Here is a 15361-nt window from a genome sequence, read left to right as displayed (position 1 = left end):
TTACGTTGCCCGCCAGAGGACGGCTTGGCCCGGCACACGGCGAAGTGAGCCAAATGCTCAGAGGGGTGACAAACGTGCCCTATTGGCGATACCCAGAAACAAAAAACCCCGCGAAATCGCGGGGTTAGATGTGTCGTCCAAATCCCTTGCGGGGTGACGAATCTCGGCGGATGGTGGCTATGGGTGGACTCGAACCACCGACCCCAGCATTATGAGTGCTGTGCTCTAACCGGCTGAGCTACATAGCCCCGCGAAGAACCGCGAATTATTCATGCCGAAGGGGTGCGCGTCAATCGCCCCGGACCGGGTTGTCGTCGCGGGCGAGGCCGTGGCAGAGTCGGAGGCAGTGAATTCAGGAGTCCGCATCGTGATCGATCCGGACGGCTACCGACCCAATGTCGGCATCGTCCTGATGCACCCGGACGGGCGCGTGTTCTGGGCGCGCCGCGTGCATCGCGACGGCTGGCAGTTCCCGCAGGGCGGGATGAACAGCGACGAGACGCCGCTGGAAGCCATGTACCGGGAGCTCCGGGAGGAGACCGGGCTGCTTCCCGAGCACGTCGAGGTCCTGGGCGCCACGCCGGGCTGGCTCCGCTACCGCCTGCCGCAGCGCGCCATCCGCCGCAACGACCGCCTGGTCTGCATCGGCCAGAAGCAGGTGTGGTTCCTCCTGCGGCTGTGCGGGCAGGAGTCCGACCTGCGCCTGGACCTGACCGACAAGCCCGAGTTCGACCACTGGCGCTGGGTGGACTTCTGGTACCCGGTCGAGCACGTCGTGATGTTCAAACGCTCCGTCTACGCGCGCGCTCTGCGCCATCTGGCACCGGCCGCACGGCAGGTGGCGGGTCCCGCGGCCGTGCCGACGCCGGGGCCGGAATTCCGGGCCGCGGATCCGGCGGGGCGGAGCCGCAGCCCGCGCTGGCGGGGCGCCGGATGCGGGCCAGGCTGATGTCGGGCGGCGGATAGCTGCCGTTAATTGACAATCATTCTCATTCATGGCGGAATGGCCCTGCAGCCGATCCGGCTGCCTTGCCCGATACCGCCGCCGTGTACGTCTGCATCTGCAATGGGGTCACCGATCACGACATCCGCTCGGCCGCCGAGGCCGGCTGCCGCAGCGTGACCGAACTGACCATGCGTACCGGCGCCGGCGCCAATTGCGGCAGTTGCCTGGACATGGCGGCGTCGCTGCTCGAATCGGCCCACGCGGTGCGCGAGTTGCCCTTCGCGGTGATGCAGGAAGCGGCTTGAGCCCGCTTCGTTGAACTTGGCTCCCAAGCGAGACTGATTCTCGGACGCGGGTGCACCCGATTCGCGTTCCGTCATCGCGCGCCTGAACGGGCTAGAGTGCCGGCATCCATGCTTACAGGAGGCCGGCCATGAAGGGCGACGCCAAGGTCATCGAATTCCTCAACAAGGCGCTCTACAACGAGCTGACCGCGATCAACCAGTACTTCCTGCATGCCAAGATGCTGAAGAACTGGGGCCTGAAGGAACTGGCCGAACACGAATACAAGGAATCCATCGACGAGATGAAGCACGCCGACAAGTTGTCGGAGCGCATCCTCTTCCTCGAAGGGCTTCCGAACTTCCAGGCGCTGGGCAAGCTGCGCATCGGCGAGAACCCGCGCGAAGTGCTGGCGTGCGACCTCGCACTCGAACTGGAAGGCCTGCCGCTACTGCGCGATGCCATCCGCTATTGCGAATCGGTGAACGACTACGTCAGCCGCAAGCTGTTCGCCGACATCCTCGATTCCGAGGAAGAACACATCGACTGGATCGAAACGCAGCTGTCGCTCATCGAACGCCTGGGCGAGCAGAACTACCTGCTGACCAAGCTGGAAGACTGATCGCCGCATCGCATCGCAATTGCGCAAACGAAACGCCGCCGGATTCCGGCGGCGTTTTTCATTGCGAAGCCATCAGACCGGCCCGGGTTTCGGCGCGCGCCGGAACAGCATCCGCCACACCCACCACAGCAGCAGCGCGACGGTGATGCTGATCAGCACCACGATGGTCAGCGCGACCCACGGATGCGCGAACACCAGCGCGAGGCCGCCGATCGTGGCGACGTCTTCGGTGATGGAGGCCGTCCAGTTGCTGACCGGTTCCGGCGAGGTGTTGAGCAGGGCGCGCGAGCCGGACTTGAGTACGTGGCTGGTCAGCGCGACGCCCGCGCCGGCCGCCAGCGCACCGGCGCCCAGCTGGCCGTCCGGCGACAGCGTGGCCGCCGCGAGGAAGGCGCCCGCCGGGACGCGCAACAGCGTGTGGAGCAGGTCCCAGCCCGAATCGACGCCCGGGATCTTGTCGGCGAAAAATTCACCAGCGGCGAGCAGGCCCGAAACGCCCAGAACCCAGGGCGAGGCAGTAACCTGCAGCGCCTCCGGCAGGTCCAGCCAGCCGAAGAAGCCGGCCAGCCCGACGCCGAAAACCGTGAGATAGACGCGGATGCCGGCCAACCAGGCCAGAACTACGCCAATTGCGAACAGGTGCGCATCCGTCATGTCGCTCCCTCGCTAGACTGTCCATCGAAGTATAGGGGCTGGGGAATCCGGCGACTGCATCGCCGGAAAACACGCTTATGAACAACACGCCGCGCAGGGCGCCGCCGCCGCGTTTCACGATCGTCCAGCAACGGCCCGACCGCCGACCGCTGATCGTGGCCGTGCTCGCCGTCGCATGGCTGGGCTCGCTGGCGGGCGTGTGGCTCGGTGCCGAGCGCCACGCCGCCCCGAAGTTGCCGCAGGTAACCGCGCAGCTGGACGCCGCGCAGGACGAGCTGCGCCGCTGGCGTTCGCAGGCCGAACAGCTCGCCCAGCGCGAGGCCACGCTGTCGCGTTCCGACCAGATCAGCCGCGCGGCCAACAAGGAAGTGCAGAGCGAACTGGCCGAGCGCGAGGAGGAAATCTCCGACCTGCGCGCCAACCTCGCCTTCTACGAGCGCCTGGTCGGCGCCACCGGCCAGCCGAAGGGCCTGAGCGTGCATTCGGCACGCTTCGACGCCGAATCCGGCGGCAGCTGGCGCTACCAGATCGTGCTGACGCAGAGCCTCAACAAGGGCGCGATCAGCCGCGGCCGCCTGCATTTCACCGTGGAAGGCGTGCGTCACGGCAAGCTCGCGACGATCAGCTGGGACGAGCTCCATCAGCGCAGCTCCGCCCCCACGCAGGAATACTCGTTCCGCTATTTCCAGCAGTTGGGCGGCAGCGTCATGCTGCCGGCCGATTTCACGCCGCAGCGCGTGCGCGTGTCGCTGGAAGGCGGCGACGTGGCCGTCGAGCAGACGCTGGGCTGGCAGCTCGGCGCCACCTGACCTCATCCCTTTTGCCGGTTCGCCGGCGCGCAACCGGAAGTACCCGATGTTCAAGAGCAAACCCGCCCACGTCGACGGCCAGGTCGATACCCTCATCGGCGCCCAGGTGGTCATCCACGGCGACCTGAAGTTCAGCGGCGGCCTGTACGTGGAAGGCCGCATCGTCGGCAAGGTGATCGCCGAGGAAGGCCAGCGCGCCACGATCACGCTGGCCGAGAACGGCAGCATCGAGGGCGAGGTGCGCGCGCCGGTGGTGATCCTCAACGGCCGCCTGGATGGCGACGTCTACGCCAGCGAGCGCGTCGAGCTGGCCGCCAAGGCGCGCGTGCAGGGCAACGTGCATTACCAGGTCGTCGAGATGCTGGCCGGCTCGGTGCTCACCGGTCGCCTGATCCACGCCGGTGCCCACGAAGGGCACGCCCTGACTGAAGCGGATCTGGACGCCGCCGCCATTCTGCGCTGACGGTCACATCGCGTCGCGGTAGGCTGGGCGCCGGTTTCCACGGCGCCCCGGCATGACCCCGAGCGATCCCGAACAACCCGGTTCGTCCCGACCGGCCGGCCACGTGCCGGAGCCGGTTGCCGCGCCCTCCGCCGCGCGCGACGCGCTGGTCGGCGGGCGCACGCCGTTGCTGCTCGGCGCGGTGGCGCTGTCGCTGCTGTTCGGGTTGTGGGGGCTGTGGCGGGTGTTCGCGCCGGCTCCCGACAGCCCGCAGGGCCAGCTGGAAACCAGCGAGCGCGAAACGCGCGGCCAGCGGCGCGAGATCGAGCAACTCGAACAGCGCGTGGCCACGCTGAGTCGTTCCGACCAGATCAGCCGCGATGCCAACCGCGACCTGCAGAGCACGCTGGCCGAACGCGACGAGGAAATCGCCGGCCTGCGCGCCGACGTCGCCTTCTATGAGCGTCTGGTCGGCAGCACTGCCCAGCGCCGTGGCTTGGCGGTGCATTCGCTGAAACTGCAGCCGCAGACCGACACCGCGTGGCACTTCACCGGCACGCTCACGCAGAACCTCAACCGGGGCGCGGTCAGCACCGGCCAGCTCACGCTCGCCATCGAAGGCACGCGCGGCGGCAAGCTCGAAAAACTCACCTGGCCCGTGCTGCGGCAGCAGGCGAACGCGCCGGGCATCACCTATTCGTTCAAGTATTTCCAGCAGATCGAAGGCGACGTCTTCCTGCCGCCGGGCTTCACGCCGGTCCGCGTGGCGGTGCGGCTGGCCCCGCGCTCGGGGGCGGCGATCGAGCAGTCCTTCACCTGGGCCGAGGCCACGCGCGACGTCGCGCCGGCGACCGCAACCCCCTGAATGCCTGGAATCCGGCGCCCGCAGGACACAGCGACCCGCCTCGCGCCTTGAACAACCCGGCCGCGCGCCCCATCCTTTTCGCATGGAATTGCCGACCCTCTCCGCCACGCCGGACTACCAGTCCCTCGACCGCCCCCTCCAGTTCTCGTCGGCCGCCGCCACCAAGGTGCGCGAGCTGATCGCGGAGGAGGGCAACGATGCCCTGAAGCTGCGCGTCTACATCCAGGGCGGCGGTTGCTCGGGGTTCCAGTACGGCTTCGAGTTCGACGAGCAGCAGGCCGAGGACGACCTCGCCATCCTGACCGACGGCGTCACGCTGCTGGTCGACCCGCTGAGCCTGCAGTACCTGATGGGCGCCGAAGTCGACTACACCGAGAGCCTGCACGGCGCGCAGTTCGTGATCCGCAATCCGAACGCCAAGACCACCTGCGGCTGCGGTTCCTCGTTCGCGGTGTGAGCGACACGCCGGCACCCTTCGCGTTCGTCGAGGCCGGCGTCGATGCGGCCTGCCGCGGCGCGCTCGATCGCGCCGACGCCCTGCGCGACGACCCCGACGCACTCAAAGCCCGCTGGCCCACCTCGCGAGTGATCCTGCTCGACGAGAAGGGCAACGCCTACGCCGACGATCAAGGCCGCCTGTTCGCGGCGACCGGCCGCGACATCAGCGACGGCCCCGGCGGCGTGGGCGCGTCGGTGTTCCTGGGACTGGATCCGCACGACATCGCGTGGTTCGCGCTGGAAGGTGCGCTGACCGCGCTCGATGCGCCGCGTCGCGTCGACCTGCGCAGTGCGGCGTCGCTGTGGCCGGCGTTCGATGCCAGCGTGTTCGCGCAGGCGCGCGCGCTGCAGCACTGGCGAAGCCGCCATCGCTTCTGCGGCGTGTGCGGCGGCGAGGTCGCTTTGTCGCGCGCGGGCTGGCAGGGCAAGTGCGTCCAGTGCGGCGCCGAACATTATCCGCGCACCGACCCGGCCGTGATCGTCGCCGTCACCGACGGCTCGCGTCTGCTGCTCGGTCGCCAGGCGGGCTGGCCGGCGCGCCGTTATTCGGTGCTCGCCGGATTCGTCGAACCCGGCGAATCGCTGGAGCAGACCGTCGCGCGCGAAGTGTTGGAAGAATCCGGCGTGCGCGTGCGGCGTTGCCGTTACCTCGCGTCGCAGCCGTGGCCGTTCCCGGGATCGCTGATGCTCGGTTTTTACGCGGAAGCCGAACCCGACGCGCCCCAGGTAGGCGACGAACTGGAAGAGGCGCGCTGGTTCACCGCGGACGAGGTGCGTCGCGCACGCCAGCGCGGCGAATGGGGCAGCACGCAGGACGATGGCGAAGGCCCGGTGTTGTCGCCGAGCATTTCGATCTCGCGCTGGTTGATCGAGCAGTGGCTGGCGGGGCAGGGCGCGTAAGCGACTAGCGCTTACGCATCCGGCGCACCCAGCTCCACTCCCACCGGAATCACCGCAAACCCAAGGCGCTAGAATCCCCGCAGCCCCCGCGATCCGGAGCCCGCCGCGCACATGTCCGCCACGCTGATCGCCGTCGTCGTTGCTTTGGTGCTCGGGCACATGGCGCCGTCGTTCGCCGCGTCGGTGCGGCATTACGGCTGGTATCGCGACTGGCTGCGCTGGCTGGATTCGCGCTTTCCGGAAGGCAGCTTCTGGCACGGGCGATGGGGCCTGGTGCTGGCGCTCGCGCCGATCTCCCTACTGGTCACGCTGTTCCAGCTCGCGCTGCACGATGCCTTCTTCGGACTGGCAAGCCTCATCTTCGGCGTGGCGGTGCTGTTCTACGCCTGGGGACCGCGCGATCTGGACGTCGATGTCGACGCGGTCGCCGACGCCCCCGACGCTGCATCGCGACGCACCGCCGCGATGCGCCTGTGGCCCGAAGGCGGCATGCCGGCGGTGCTCGACGGCGGCAGTCTCGTCGAAGCGGTCTTCCGCAACGCGCAGCACCGCTGGTTCGGCGTGCTGTTCTGGTTCCTGCTGCTCGGTCCGTTCGGCGCGCTGCTCTATCGACTCACCGCCATCTCGGCCGAAGGCGAGGCCGCGACCGCGTTGCCGGTGCAGACACGCGAGGGCGCGCGCTATTTCTTCGCGATCCTCGACTGGCCCGTCGCGCAGCTCATGACCCTGTCGCTCGCGCTGGTCGGCAACTTCGACACCGTGCTCGGCGCGTGGCGCGATGCGGGTGGCGCCTCGTTCGACGTGCGCCGTCCGTTTCTCGGTGCCGTCGCGCGCGCGAGCGTGAAGTGCGAACTCGCCGACGAAGCGGCCGATTACGACGACGCGACCATCGGCGTGGAAGCCGGTGACGCCGGCCTCACGCCGCCGCCCGCGCCGATTCCGGCCTTCTCCGGCGAAGTGCCCGAACTGCGCGACGCGATGAGTCTGGTCTGGCGCAGCCTGCTGGTGTGGCTGGCGGTGCTGGCGCTGTTCGTGATCGCCGGCTGGGTGAGCTGACCGTAGCTCTTGTAGCCCGGGTAAGCGAAGCGCACCCGGGATCACGCGTGACAGCCCCGGGTGCGCTTCGCTTACCCGGGCTACAACAGCACAATCTCAGCCCGGCGCCATCCACGCCAACGGCGCGAACGGAAGATTCCGCAGCACGCCGAACAGCACCATCGCGACAATCCAGACGCGCCCATCGTGCACGACGCGATTCAGGCGCGCAGGCACCAACGGGCGCGCCAGCCACCACTGCATCAGCATCATCGCCAATAGCGGCAGCGCGATCATCGCCAGCGGATTCATCGACCACGCGCGCGCCATGTCGCCGTGCACCAGCGCATGCAGCATGCGCGTGAGACCGCAGCCGGGGCAGTGCAATCCGGTGATCGCATGGAACGCGCAGGGCCAAAGCGCACCCGGCTCGACCGCCCGCAACAACGCCGCGCCGGAAAGCGCGCTTACCGCCGCGGCGCCCACCACGACGGTGCGCATGTCGAAGGTCGAGGCGCGGGACGCGACGGCGTTCATTGCTGGACGCGCTGCGCGTTTTCCAGTTCCTGCAGCATCTGCTGGTACTGCGCCATGCCGCCGGCGCTGATGAACCAGATCGTCCAGCACAGGCCGAGGATCGTCAGGCCGGTCGTGATCCAGCACCACAGCTTCGCGCGACGCGAGGCCACCCATGCGCCGGCTTCATCGCCCGCGGCCAGCTTCGTGTTGACCTGCGCGGCGAACACGATCGCGATGACGCCCGGGATCGTGCCGACGATGCAGCAGAACAGCACCGAGGCGATGGTGATCAGGATCGCCCAGATCATGTAGTTCGGAATGCGCGTCGCCAGCGGCGACGGCGACGGCGGGATGGGGGGCGGCACGTTCATGGCGATCCTTCGGGTGCGCCGCGACGCCGCGGCGACCCGATCCTAGCAGCGCGTCATCCCGCCGTGGTGACGGCTCAGGCGGCGTCGCCGCGCATCGCCCGCACCTTCGCTTCCAGCGTGGCCGCATCCACCGTCGCATCGACGATGGGCGCCTGCGCGATCACCTCCACCGGCGCGCGGAAGCGGCGCGGCACGCGCATGCGCCCCAGCCGCGTGTCGCGACGGCTCCACATGCTCGTCCACATGTTCCGCAGCGCCATCGGCACCACGGGCACAACCTGCCCGCGCGCGGCGGCGCGTTCGAGGATGTGCTCCACGCCCGACTTGAACGGCGCGATCTGTCCGTCCTTCGTCAGCGCGCCCTCGGGGAAGATGCCGACCAGCTCGCCTTCGGCCAGCGCGGCGTCGATCTCGTCGAATGCACGGCGCATCAGCTCCGGGTCCTCCTTCGCGCCGGCGATCGGGATGGCCTTCGCCGTGCGGAAGATCCAGCTCATCACCGGGATGCGGAAGATCTTGTAATACATGACGAAGCGTATTGGCCGCGGCACGCTGGCCGACAGGATCAGTGCATCCATGTAGCTCACGTGGTTGCACACGATCAGCGCCGCGCCTTCGTCGGGCACGTGCTGCTCGATGCCGTGGGGCCGCATGCGATACAGCACGCGCACGAACACCCAGCTCAGGAAGCGCATCATGAACTCGGGCACGATCGTGAAGATGTAGATCGCCACGACCACATTCGCGATCGCCAGCGCCAGGAACACCTGCGGGATCGTCCACCCGAAGAAGCGCTGCACCACGATGCCCAGTACCGCCGCCAGCACGATGAAGCCCGCGTTCTGGATGTTCATGCCGGCGATCACGCGCGAGATCTCCTCGCGCGGCGTGCGGCTCTGGATCAGCGCGAACAGCGGCACCGCGAAGAAGCCGGCGAACAGCCCGATACCCGTCAAATCCATTGCGATGCGCCAGCTGCCCGGCTGCTGCAGGAACTCCATCGCGCCCAGGTCCGACACCGGGGCCGCACCGCTGCGCGCGAAATACAAATCGAGCATGAAGGCGCTCATGCCGAACGCGCCCAGCGGCACCAGGCCGATCTCCACCGTGCGTGCGGAGAGCTTCTCGCACAGCACCGAACCCACGCCGGTGCCGATGGAAAACAGCGCCAGCGCCAGGATGTACAGCGTCTCGCTGCCGCCGAGGTTCACCACCGCGTAGCTCGGCAGCTGCGAGGTCAGCACCGTGCCGATGAACCAGAACCACGACACGCCCAGCACCGAATTGCGCACGGCGAGCTGGCGCTTGGCCAGACGCAGCACGGCGAGCGACTCGGGGATCGGGTTCCAGTTGATCCGCAGCCCCGGCGCGCCCGGTTCGGCGCGCGGAATGAAACGGCTCACCACGTTGCCGCTCACCGCGAGCAGGATGATCGCCGTCGCCGCGACCACCGGCCCGTGCGCGCCGGCGAGCTTGAAGATCAGGCCGCCGAAGATCATGCCGATGAGGATCGACATCGACGTGCCCATCTCCACCAGCCCGTTGCCGCCGGTGAGTTCTTCCGGCTTCAGCACCGACGGCAGGATCGAATACTTCACCGGCCCGAACAGCGTGGACTGCACGCCCGTGCAGAACAGCGCGACGAGCAGCACGATCATGTTCTGCGTGAGAAAGCCCACCGCCGCCAGCGACATGATCGCGATTTCCATCGTCGTGGTGATGCGGATGAGCCTGGACTTCTCCAGCTTCTCCGCGATCTGCCCCGCCGTGGCCGAGAACAGGAAGTACGGCAGGATGAACAACGCCGGCGCGATGTTGGTGTAGAGCGTGCGCTCGGCCTCGTCCACGCCGAGCCAGAACAGCAGGCCGATGATCGCCTGCCGGTACACGTTGTCGTTGAACGCCCCCAGGCACTGGGTCACGAAGAACGGCAGGAAGCGCCGCTGCCGCAGCAGGTCGAACTGACTGTGTGCCATGCACTCGGTGTTCTGGCTGGAGGGTCAGGGGAGACTAGCAAAAGCCGGTGCCGGAAGAGCGGCGACCGCATGCGTCGCTCGGGTACCCGGGCGACAGAAGTGCGCACTACACAAACTCATCCAGAGTTAAGACGTCATTCCGGCGGGAGCCGGGACCCCGGCCCGCAGCGCACGGGCACCGCCCTCCAGCAACGGGCCTCACCCGACACCACGGGGCACCGAGCAAAAGTCCCGCCCGAAACCGTTGATCCAACGTCCGCACATTGCAAGCCTCGACCACGCGTCGCATCGACGCGATTCGACCTTCAAGGTGGCAAACATGCGGGATGGATTCATCAGACTGGGCGATCCGACGACCAGTGGCGGCAAAGTTGTTCAGGCAAGCGGGTTTCCGAGCGACGGCATCCCGACTGCGTTGGAGGACGACAAGGCGTCCTGCCCACTGCACGGGGGCGACTTCCCGATCGTCGGGGGATACGCGTTCTTCAAGCAGAGCGGCCGAAACACAGCGACCGAACAGCTCAGCAAACTTGCTTGCGGCTGCGGCCTGATCTCCACTACGGCGCCGTCGCTCGCGCGCGTCGAACAGACGCCGAGCCATGGCAGCAACGCTTCAGCTGCCCGTGCCGCCGAGCGGTTCGCTGAACCAACCAAGGGCGGAATGGAAACGGGCCAGTTCGACGAGCACTTCATCTTCGTGGACGCTGTTACTGGCGACCCGCTGAGGGGCTTGACGTGCTTACTGATACCCGAGGTCGGACTCCCGCAGCAGTGCGCGCTCGACGATAGGGGGAGGACCGAGCGACATCGCACGGCTGCGCCCATACCCATCTCGGTCGCCATCTCTGCTCCGGCACCTGCAGAGGAGTGAAGACGATGGGACTTAGCGATTTCTCCGCGTTGAATGCACTCAAGCCTGACACCCTGATTCTCACGAGCAGCGCCAAATCGAGAACCAGCCCCGTCGATGTCACGCAGGGCAAGCGGATCACGATTGATCGGCTCTCGATTACTCAGATTCCGCACGCCATGCGCACGATGGGGTGGAGCACTGCAGCCAGCCTGATGGAGCGATGGTTCCAGAACGAAGCCTGGGAGTTGCCTGGCGATTTCAAGGTGAAGACGCCCCCCATCTCGAAACTCCATCCATCCATGTATGACGGAGATATCGTCAAAGTCGCATGGGCGCAGCGCTTTCCCCGCGTGGCGGAAGCGCTGCGTGACGTGCATGGGAGACGGTTCAATATCGCTGCAATCCAGGAGCTGTGTCAGAAGCTTCGGGGCGTAGGGTGGGACGGGATGCGCGCTCAGGCGCTCGGTGCAGATCGGATGCCCGCAGCGGAAATCGATTCGATCTGCCAGGTTAATGTCAGGCCATTCGGGGCGCTTGGCGACACGCTGGACGAAGTTTACGGCGCGCTCGGGTACGCCTCGGCTAAGGTCGGATTGATTGGCAATGCCTGGTTTGAAGCCGAATCAGGGCGTCGCTACTTCCATGTGAAGCGAAGTGCGTTGTACCTGCGGGACACCTATGACTTCACTGGGCCTCAGTTTCTCGGCATATGGACCAAGAGCCGCGTGCTCACCAAGGCGGAGCAGATGGCGGTAACGGTCGGGGCGTCCAACACCCCGGACGTGGCAAGTCTGGACGAAGGGGCATTCATGCAGGTTTGGAATCACGACTTCAACCGATACCGGAAATCTACCGGTCGTGGCGGGGACTTCCTCGTCTTTTCCGATGTTCACTGGGTGGACGAGGATCGCGTGATCGATATCACCTCTGCATGGGACTCAATCCGCGGAGATGCCGATGCGCACGTGGGCTAATGGTCTCGCGATTTCAGCCGTGGTCCTGGTCGTTCTGAATCTCGCCTCGCCGTACTGGGAACGCGGTTTGGCAACCAAAGAGGCGGAGGAGACGAGCCCGGATGGCTGTTATCGCCTTGAGCGTTATCGCCCCTTCTGGGTGCTGCCCTCGTTCCTGCACACGCAACCCCATCCCGACCCGGAGGCAGGAAAGCGACCGTTCTGGACCCTCCCGCTGTGGGATTTCCCGGTCTTCTACCGGCTCTACTACGCTCCAACCAACGACTTGATTACAGAAACCGACGTTTACGAAGGCACATCGCTAGGCCAGACGCACTGGGGTCCCACTGTCGCGATTGGCATGCTCAAAGTCGCGGATATCCACGAGGCAGTTCCGTGCAGCCATGCGGCGCGCCGGAGGCTACGATGAAGCGCATCGCAGTACTGGTAGCCGCCATTGCCGCATTGGCCGGTTGCAGCACGCTCACCATGGGCTCATCGGACGACGCCCTCGATGCGGGCGCCAACGAAGCCCGCGAGCGTCCGTTCGAAGAGGAGTCCAGATGGTCGACGCTGAGACAGGAGAACCCCTGAGCGATCTGGCGTGCACATTGCTGTTCAACTCGGCCCCCGCGGTCGTCGGAAGGCTGGATGCGGACGGCTACTGTCGAACTGGCAAAACCCTGACCGAGCGGCCCACCCATATCGCCACCGAGGCGCCGCCACCGGTCTTGAGGTGATGGGGCGGCGCTTCATGCCGCTCACGGCGGGGCAAATGGATCTGGGTGGGCAGAGCCCATCCATGCGACCCGCGCCACACCAAAACGAAGGGCCCCGCATGCGGGGCCTTCTCGCATCCACCAAGCGAAAAATCAGACCGCCGGCACCTTCGCCGCCGGCTCCCGCGGCCCGGACGCGAACCGCTTCGCCAGCAACTTCTTCAGCGCCTCCAAACCATCGCCCTTGCCGACAGCCTTCAGCACCGCGTAGCCCTCCCGCGCGGTGACCATCACGTCGCTGCCCAGCGCAGTTTCCGCGTTGCGAAGCTGTTCCAGCAGGCGCGTGAGCTTGTGCGGTTGTCGCTCTCTGCTGCGCGACCCGCTCTTGTAGCCCGGGTAAGCGAAGCGCACCCGGGGAACCGTGCGCCTTCCCGGGTGCGCTTCGCTTACCCGGGCTACAAAGGCCAGCTACGGGGCGCGCAAGGCGTGGAGCTGCTGCTTCGGCGGGAATGACGAACGATGGGGTTCGCACATCGATGTCGGCGGTGCAGTTGCCCTCATGCCCACATCCGCAACGGCACCAGGCCCCACCATGCCAGTACGCAGGTCCACTGGAGCACGGCGAGCATCGCGGCGGCGTCGAGCGTCATGCGCGCCGACCACGGGCGATGGCGCAGTGCCGCCATCAGGCCCGCCAGCATCGACAACGGCCACAGCGCGGTGACGATGGCGAGCAGGACGCTGGCGATCGTCACGTCGCCCAGTTGCAGGAAGGATTGCCCGTAGAAGAACGGGAGGGGCAGCACGAGGGCGAGCAGGCCGCAGCAGGGGATCAGCACCGCCCTGTTCGCCGTGCCGCGTCGCCGGATCAGCACGAACGCGCCCGAGATCAGCAGCCACACGCAACCGAGCAGGCCGGCGATCACGCTGCCCCACAGCAGCGCCATCCGCGCGAGCGACACGCGTTCGTAACTCTGCAGGCCGGTGCTGATGACGCGGCGGCCATCGGGCATGGTGATGAGGGCGTGCGACGCGAGGGTGCGGTCGGGCGCGCGCAACAGGCGGTCGCCGACGGGTTGCAGCACGATCTCTTTCGACTGGAACGGTTTGAAACGCAGCGTGTCGCCGTCGCGCCGCACGTGCACGAAGTTCAGCGTGGTGTCGAGCCATTCCAGGCTCGCGAACCGGTTCGGCGCGGGGATGTAGACGCCTTCCCATTCGCGCAGCGCTGAGGCCTTTGTCTGGGGCTGCGTATGGCTCGGCGGCAAATCGAGCGTGTCGATCAGCGTGCGATCGAGCCGCCCGTAATCGACGCCTTCGACATCGGCGTTCACCGCGACGAAGAACGCGCGCTGTTCGCGTGGAAACAGGCACAGCATCGCGCGATAGCCGACCGTGCTGCCGCCGTGGCATCGGCCGACCGCGCCGTGCCGGTCGCGCGTGCTCAGGCCAAGGCCATAGCCGACACGCAGGCCGGCGTCGGCGGCTTCGGTGGAGACGGGCTCGCCCATCGCGCGCAGCAGCGCGGGGTCGATGAAGGGTGCGCCATCGATGCGGCCGTCGCTCATCAGGAAACGCGCGAAGCGGGCCATGTCCGCGGCGGTCGTGGTGAACTGCCCGGCCGGCCGGATGTAACTCGGCACGGCGGCGTGCGTCGCGCCGTTCTCGAAATGTCCCATCGCCAGGCGCGGGTGTGCGCGTTCGCCATCCTGCGTGGTGAACGCGAACGTGCTGTCGTGCATCCGCAGGGGCGTGAGCAGATGCGCGTCGAGGTAGGTCTCGTACCGCTGGCCGGCGACGCGCTCAACCACCATGCCCAGCAGCGTGTAGCCGGTGTTCGAGTACGAATGCCGCGCGCCGGGACGGCTGCGCACGCGCAGCGGGTCGCGTCCTTCGAAGGCATTGCGCAGTGGCGTGTCTTCGCGCGGGACGAGGGTGAATGCCTGCGAGAAGCGCACGTCATCGAGGCCGGCCGTGTGATCGAGCAGGTGGCGGACGCGGATGGGATCCGTCGTCGCCCATGGGTTGTCGAAGCCGATGTCCGGCAGCAGCGGCGCGACCGGCGCATCCAGGGTCAACTTGCCCTGCGTGATGAGCCGAAGCACGCCGGTGGCGAGCAGCGTCTTGGCGACGGAGCCGACATGTACGCGATCGTCCGGCCGCATCGGCGCGTTGCTGCGCGCATCGCGGATGCCGGCGGCGCCGGTATCGACGGTGTCGTCGACGAGCGTGGACCAGACGGCGCCCTGCAAACCGTGCGATTGCAGTTCCCGCGTCATCGCGTTTTCGAGTGCGACTGCGGCGCTGGCGCCCGCAGGAAGCGCGGTAAGCGCTAGGGCGCAGGCGATGCGCCGAAGCGCGCGCTGGAACGTTCCGATGTTCACGTGGTTGTGCGGCCTTGCGATGCGAGGCGCCAGTGTCGCGGGAGTGCGCGGCGCAGGCCCGTGTCCTTCGTCACGAGCCCCAACGGATGCTTGACGCCGGGTTTTTCGGCCGGTTCACCTGCGGGTGGCTACGCTGCGGGGGCGATTCCCAACAGGAGGTCGTCATGTCGTCCGACACCAAATCTCCGCTCGACCACGTCAACGACACGCTGCTGCAGCTCAAGGAGATGCGGCATTACGCGAAGGGCAACGTGGAACGGCTCACCGCACAGTGGTTGCTGTTCGATGGCGAGCTGGCGAAGCTGAAAGAAGCCGGGAACATCGAGGATCTGATGACGCGGCAGGCCGAGTTCTATGATGCGCTGGAGCGCGTGATCGCGGAGCTGGAGGAGGTGGTGGTGAAGTTGACGCCGGCTCCGGAGGAGCAGGGTTCGTAGGCGGCCATCCGCTGAAACATTGGATTTCAGCGCTGTGCGGGTGAGGGCGTTCGAGCGTTGTCGCTTCGTTGCCCCTCACCCCAACCCCTCTCCCGA

Annotated in this window: 19 protein-coding genes, 1 tRNA gene and 1 pseudogene; 14 read left to right on the top strand and 7 right to left on the bottom strand. The window is 67.0% G+C overall.

Translation table 11 applies throughout. The annotated features are described in order from the left end of the window. Positions 1–171 precede the first annotated feature (171 nt). Positions 172–248 (bottom strand) — tRNA-Met (locus tag LA521A_RS16645). Positions 249–367: 119 nt separating this feature from the next. Here LA521A_RS16645 and LA521A_RS16640 point away from each other — a divergent pair. The 3 genes and pseudogenes from LA521A_RS16640 to bfr all read left to right on the top strand — a co-directional run. Beyond that, positions 368–850: pseudogene (locus LA521A_RS16640) on the top strand (RNA pyrophosphohydrolase); the annotation flags it as partial. Positions 851–1047: 197 nt separating this feature from the next. Then, positions 1048–1251: a (2Fe-2S)-binding protein gene (locus LA521A_RS16635; RefSeq protein WP_281782127.1), complete on the top strand. Its 204-nt coding sequence runs from the start codon at positions 1048–1050 to the stop codon at positions 1249–1251. 128 nt (positions 1252–1379) lie between these two features. Next, positions 1380–1850 carry a bacterioferritin gene (gene bfr / locus LA521A_RS16630; RefSeq protein ID WP_115841833.1) on the top strand — a complete coding sequence of 157 codons (471 nt, stop codon included), beginning with the start codon at positions 1380–1382 and terminating at the stop codon, positions 1848–1850. Between the two features lie 72 nt (positions 1851–1922). Here bfr and LA521A_RS16625 read toward each other — a convergent pair whose 3' ends face one another. Next, positions 1923–2504 carry a DUF4126 domain-containing protein gene (locus tag LA521A_RS16625; protein ID WP_281779955.1) on the bottom strand — a complete coding sequence of 194 codons (582 nt, stop codon included), beginning with the start codon at positions 2502–2504 and terminating at the stop codon, positions 1923–1925. A gap of 77 nt (positions 2505–2581) precedes the next feature. Between LA521A_RS16625 and LA521A_RS16620 the strand changes: the two genes are divergently transcribed. The 6 genes from LA521A_RS16620 (at position 2582) to LA521A_RS16595 (ending at position 7074) form a co-directional block, all read left to right on the top strand. Next, positions 2582–3313 (top strand): DUF6776 family protein, encoded by a 732-nt coding sequence (locus LA521A_RS16620; RefSeq protein ID WP_281779954.1) that lies wholly within the window; start codon positions 2582–2584, stop codon positions 3311–3313. 46 nt (positions 3314–3359) lie between these two features. Then, a complete protein-coding gene (locus LA521A_RS16615) occupies positions 3360–3776 on the top strand; it encodes a bactofilin family protein (protein WP_425494537.1) in 417 nt (138 codons plus the stop codon). Between the two features lie 52 nt (positions 3777–3828). Then, complete coding sequence (locus LA521A_RS16610; RefSeq protein WP_281779953.1) at positions 3829–4620, top strand: DUF6776 family protein; 792 nt, start codon at positions 3829–3831, stop codon at positions 4618–4620. Positions 4621–4702: 82 nt separating this feature from the next. Beyond that, the gene (erpA, locus tag LA521A_RS16605) at positions 4703–5077 is read left to right on the top strand and encodes an iron-sulfur cluster insertion protein ErpA (RefSeq protein WP_281779952.1); all 375 of its coding nucleotides are present in this window, start codon (positions 4703–4705) and stop codon (positions 5075–5077) included. Continuing rightward, a complete protein-coding gene (nudC, locus tag LA521A_RS16600; protein ID WP_281779951.1) occupies positions 5074–6018 on the top strand; it encodes an NAD(+) diphosphatase in 945 nt (314 codons plus the stop codon). Before erpA ends, nudC begins: the two co-directional genes overlap by 4 nt. Positions 6019–6129: 111 nt before the next feature. Continuing rightward, on the top strand, positions 6130–7074 hold the full coding sequence (locus tag LA521A_RS16595) for a hypothetical protein (RefSeq protein WP_281779950.1): 945 nt from the start codon (positions 6130–6132) through the stop codon (positions 7072–7074). A gap of 96 nt (positions 7075–7170) precedes the next feature. Here the strand turns inward: LA521A_RS16595 and LA521A_RS16590 are convergent, their stop codons facing one another. The 3 genes from LA521A_RS16590 to LA521A_RS16580 all read right to left on the bottom strand — a co-directional run bounded on the left by LA521A_RS16590 (position 7171) and on the right by LA521A_RS16580 (position 9919). Next, entirely contained in the window at positions 7171–7590 is a 420-nt protein-coding gene (locus LA521A_RS16590) for a DUF2752 domain-containing protein (RefSeq protein WP_281779949.1), read from the bottom strand. Then, a complete protein-coding gene (locus LA521A_RS16585; protein WP_281779948.1) occupies positions 7587–7943 on the bottom strand; it encodes a CD225/dispanin family protein in 357 nt (118 codons plus the stop codon). The genes LA521A_RS16590 and LA521A_RS16585 overlap by 4 nt, the downstream gene beginning before the upstream one ends. A 74-nt stretch (positions 7944–8017) precedes the next feature. Further along, positions 8018–9919: an MFS transporter gene (locus LA521A_RS16580; RefSeq protein ID WP_281779947.1), complete on the bottom strand. Its 1902-nt coding sequence runs from the start codon at positions 9917–9919 to the stop codon at positions 8018–8020. A gap of 244 nt (positions 9920–10163) precedes the next feature. On the opposite strand from LA521A_RS16580, the gene LA521A_RS16575 reads away from it, so the two are divergent. The 4 genes from LA521A_RS16575 to LA521A_RS16560 are packed head-to-tail and all read left to right on the top strand — an operon-like array spanning position 10164 to position 12319. Beyond that, positions 10164–10790: a PAAR domain-containing protein gene (locus tag LA521A_RS16575; RefSeq protein WP_281779946.1), complete on the top strand. Its 627-nt coding sequence runs from the start codon at positions 10164–10166 to the stop codon at positions 10788–10790. A 5-nt stretch (positions 10791–10795) separates the two neighbouring features. Then, a complete protein-coding gene (locus LA521A_RS16570; RefSeq protein ID WP_281779945.1) occupies positions 10796–11746 on the top strand; it encodes a DUF6402 family protein in 951 nt (316 codons plus the stop codon). Then, positions 11730–12155: a hypothetical protein gene (locus LA521A_RS16565; RefSeq protein ID WP_281779944.1), complete on the top strand. Its 426-nt coding sequence runs from the start codon at positions 11730–11732 to the stop codon at positions 12153–12155. Before LA521A_RS16570 ends, LA521A_RS16565 begins: the two co-directional genes overlap by 17 nt. Then, positions 12152–12319, top strand: a complete 168-nt coding sequence (locus tag LA521A_RS16560) for a hypothetical protein (protein WP_281779943.1) — start codon at positions 12152–12154, stop codon at positions 12317–12319. Before LA521A_RS16565 ends, LA521A_RS16560 begins: the two co-directional genes overlap by 4 nt. 278 nt (positions 12320–12597) lie before the next feature. Here the strand turns inward: LA521A_RS16560 and LA521A_RS16555 are convergent, their stop codons facing one another. Together LA521A_RS16555 and LA521A_RS16550 are read right to left on the bottom strand one after the other, a co-directional pair. Beyond that, positions 12598–12855: a hypothetical protein gene (locus LA521A_RS16555; RefSeq protein WP_281779942.1), complete on the bottom strand. Its 258-nt coding sequence runs from the start codon at positions 12853–12855 to the stop codon at positions 12598–12600. Positions 12856–13001: 146 nt separating this feature from the next. Beyond that, positions 13002–14723 (bottom strand): serine hydrolase domain-containing protein, encoded by a 1722-nt coding sequence (locus LA521A_RS16550; RefSeq protein ID WP_281779941.1) that lies wholly within the window; start codon positions 14721–14723, stop codon positions 13002–13004. Positions 14724–14992: 269 nt separating this feature from the next. On the opposite strand from LA521A_RS16550, the gene LA521A_RS16545 reads away from it, so the two are divergent. Continuing rightward, positions 14993–15265 carry a hypothetical protein gene (locus LA521A_RS16545; protein WP_281779940.1) on the top strand — a complete coding sequence of 91 codons (273 nt, stop codon included), beginning with the start codon at positions 14993–14995 and terminating at the stop codon, positions 15263–15265. Positions 15266–15361 lie beyond the last annotated feature (96 nt).

Origin of the sequence: Lysobacter auxotrophicus (assembly GCF_027924565.1) — a bacterium.
GTDB classification, from domain to species: domain Bacteria; phylum Pseudomonadota; class Gammaproteobacteria; order Xanthomonadales; family Xanthomonadaceae; genus Lysobacter_J; species Lysobacter_J auxotrophicus.
The sequence above is the reverse complement of the archived record's forward strand: the minus strand, read 5'-3'. Positions and strand labels throughout refer to the sequence as shown.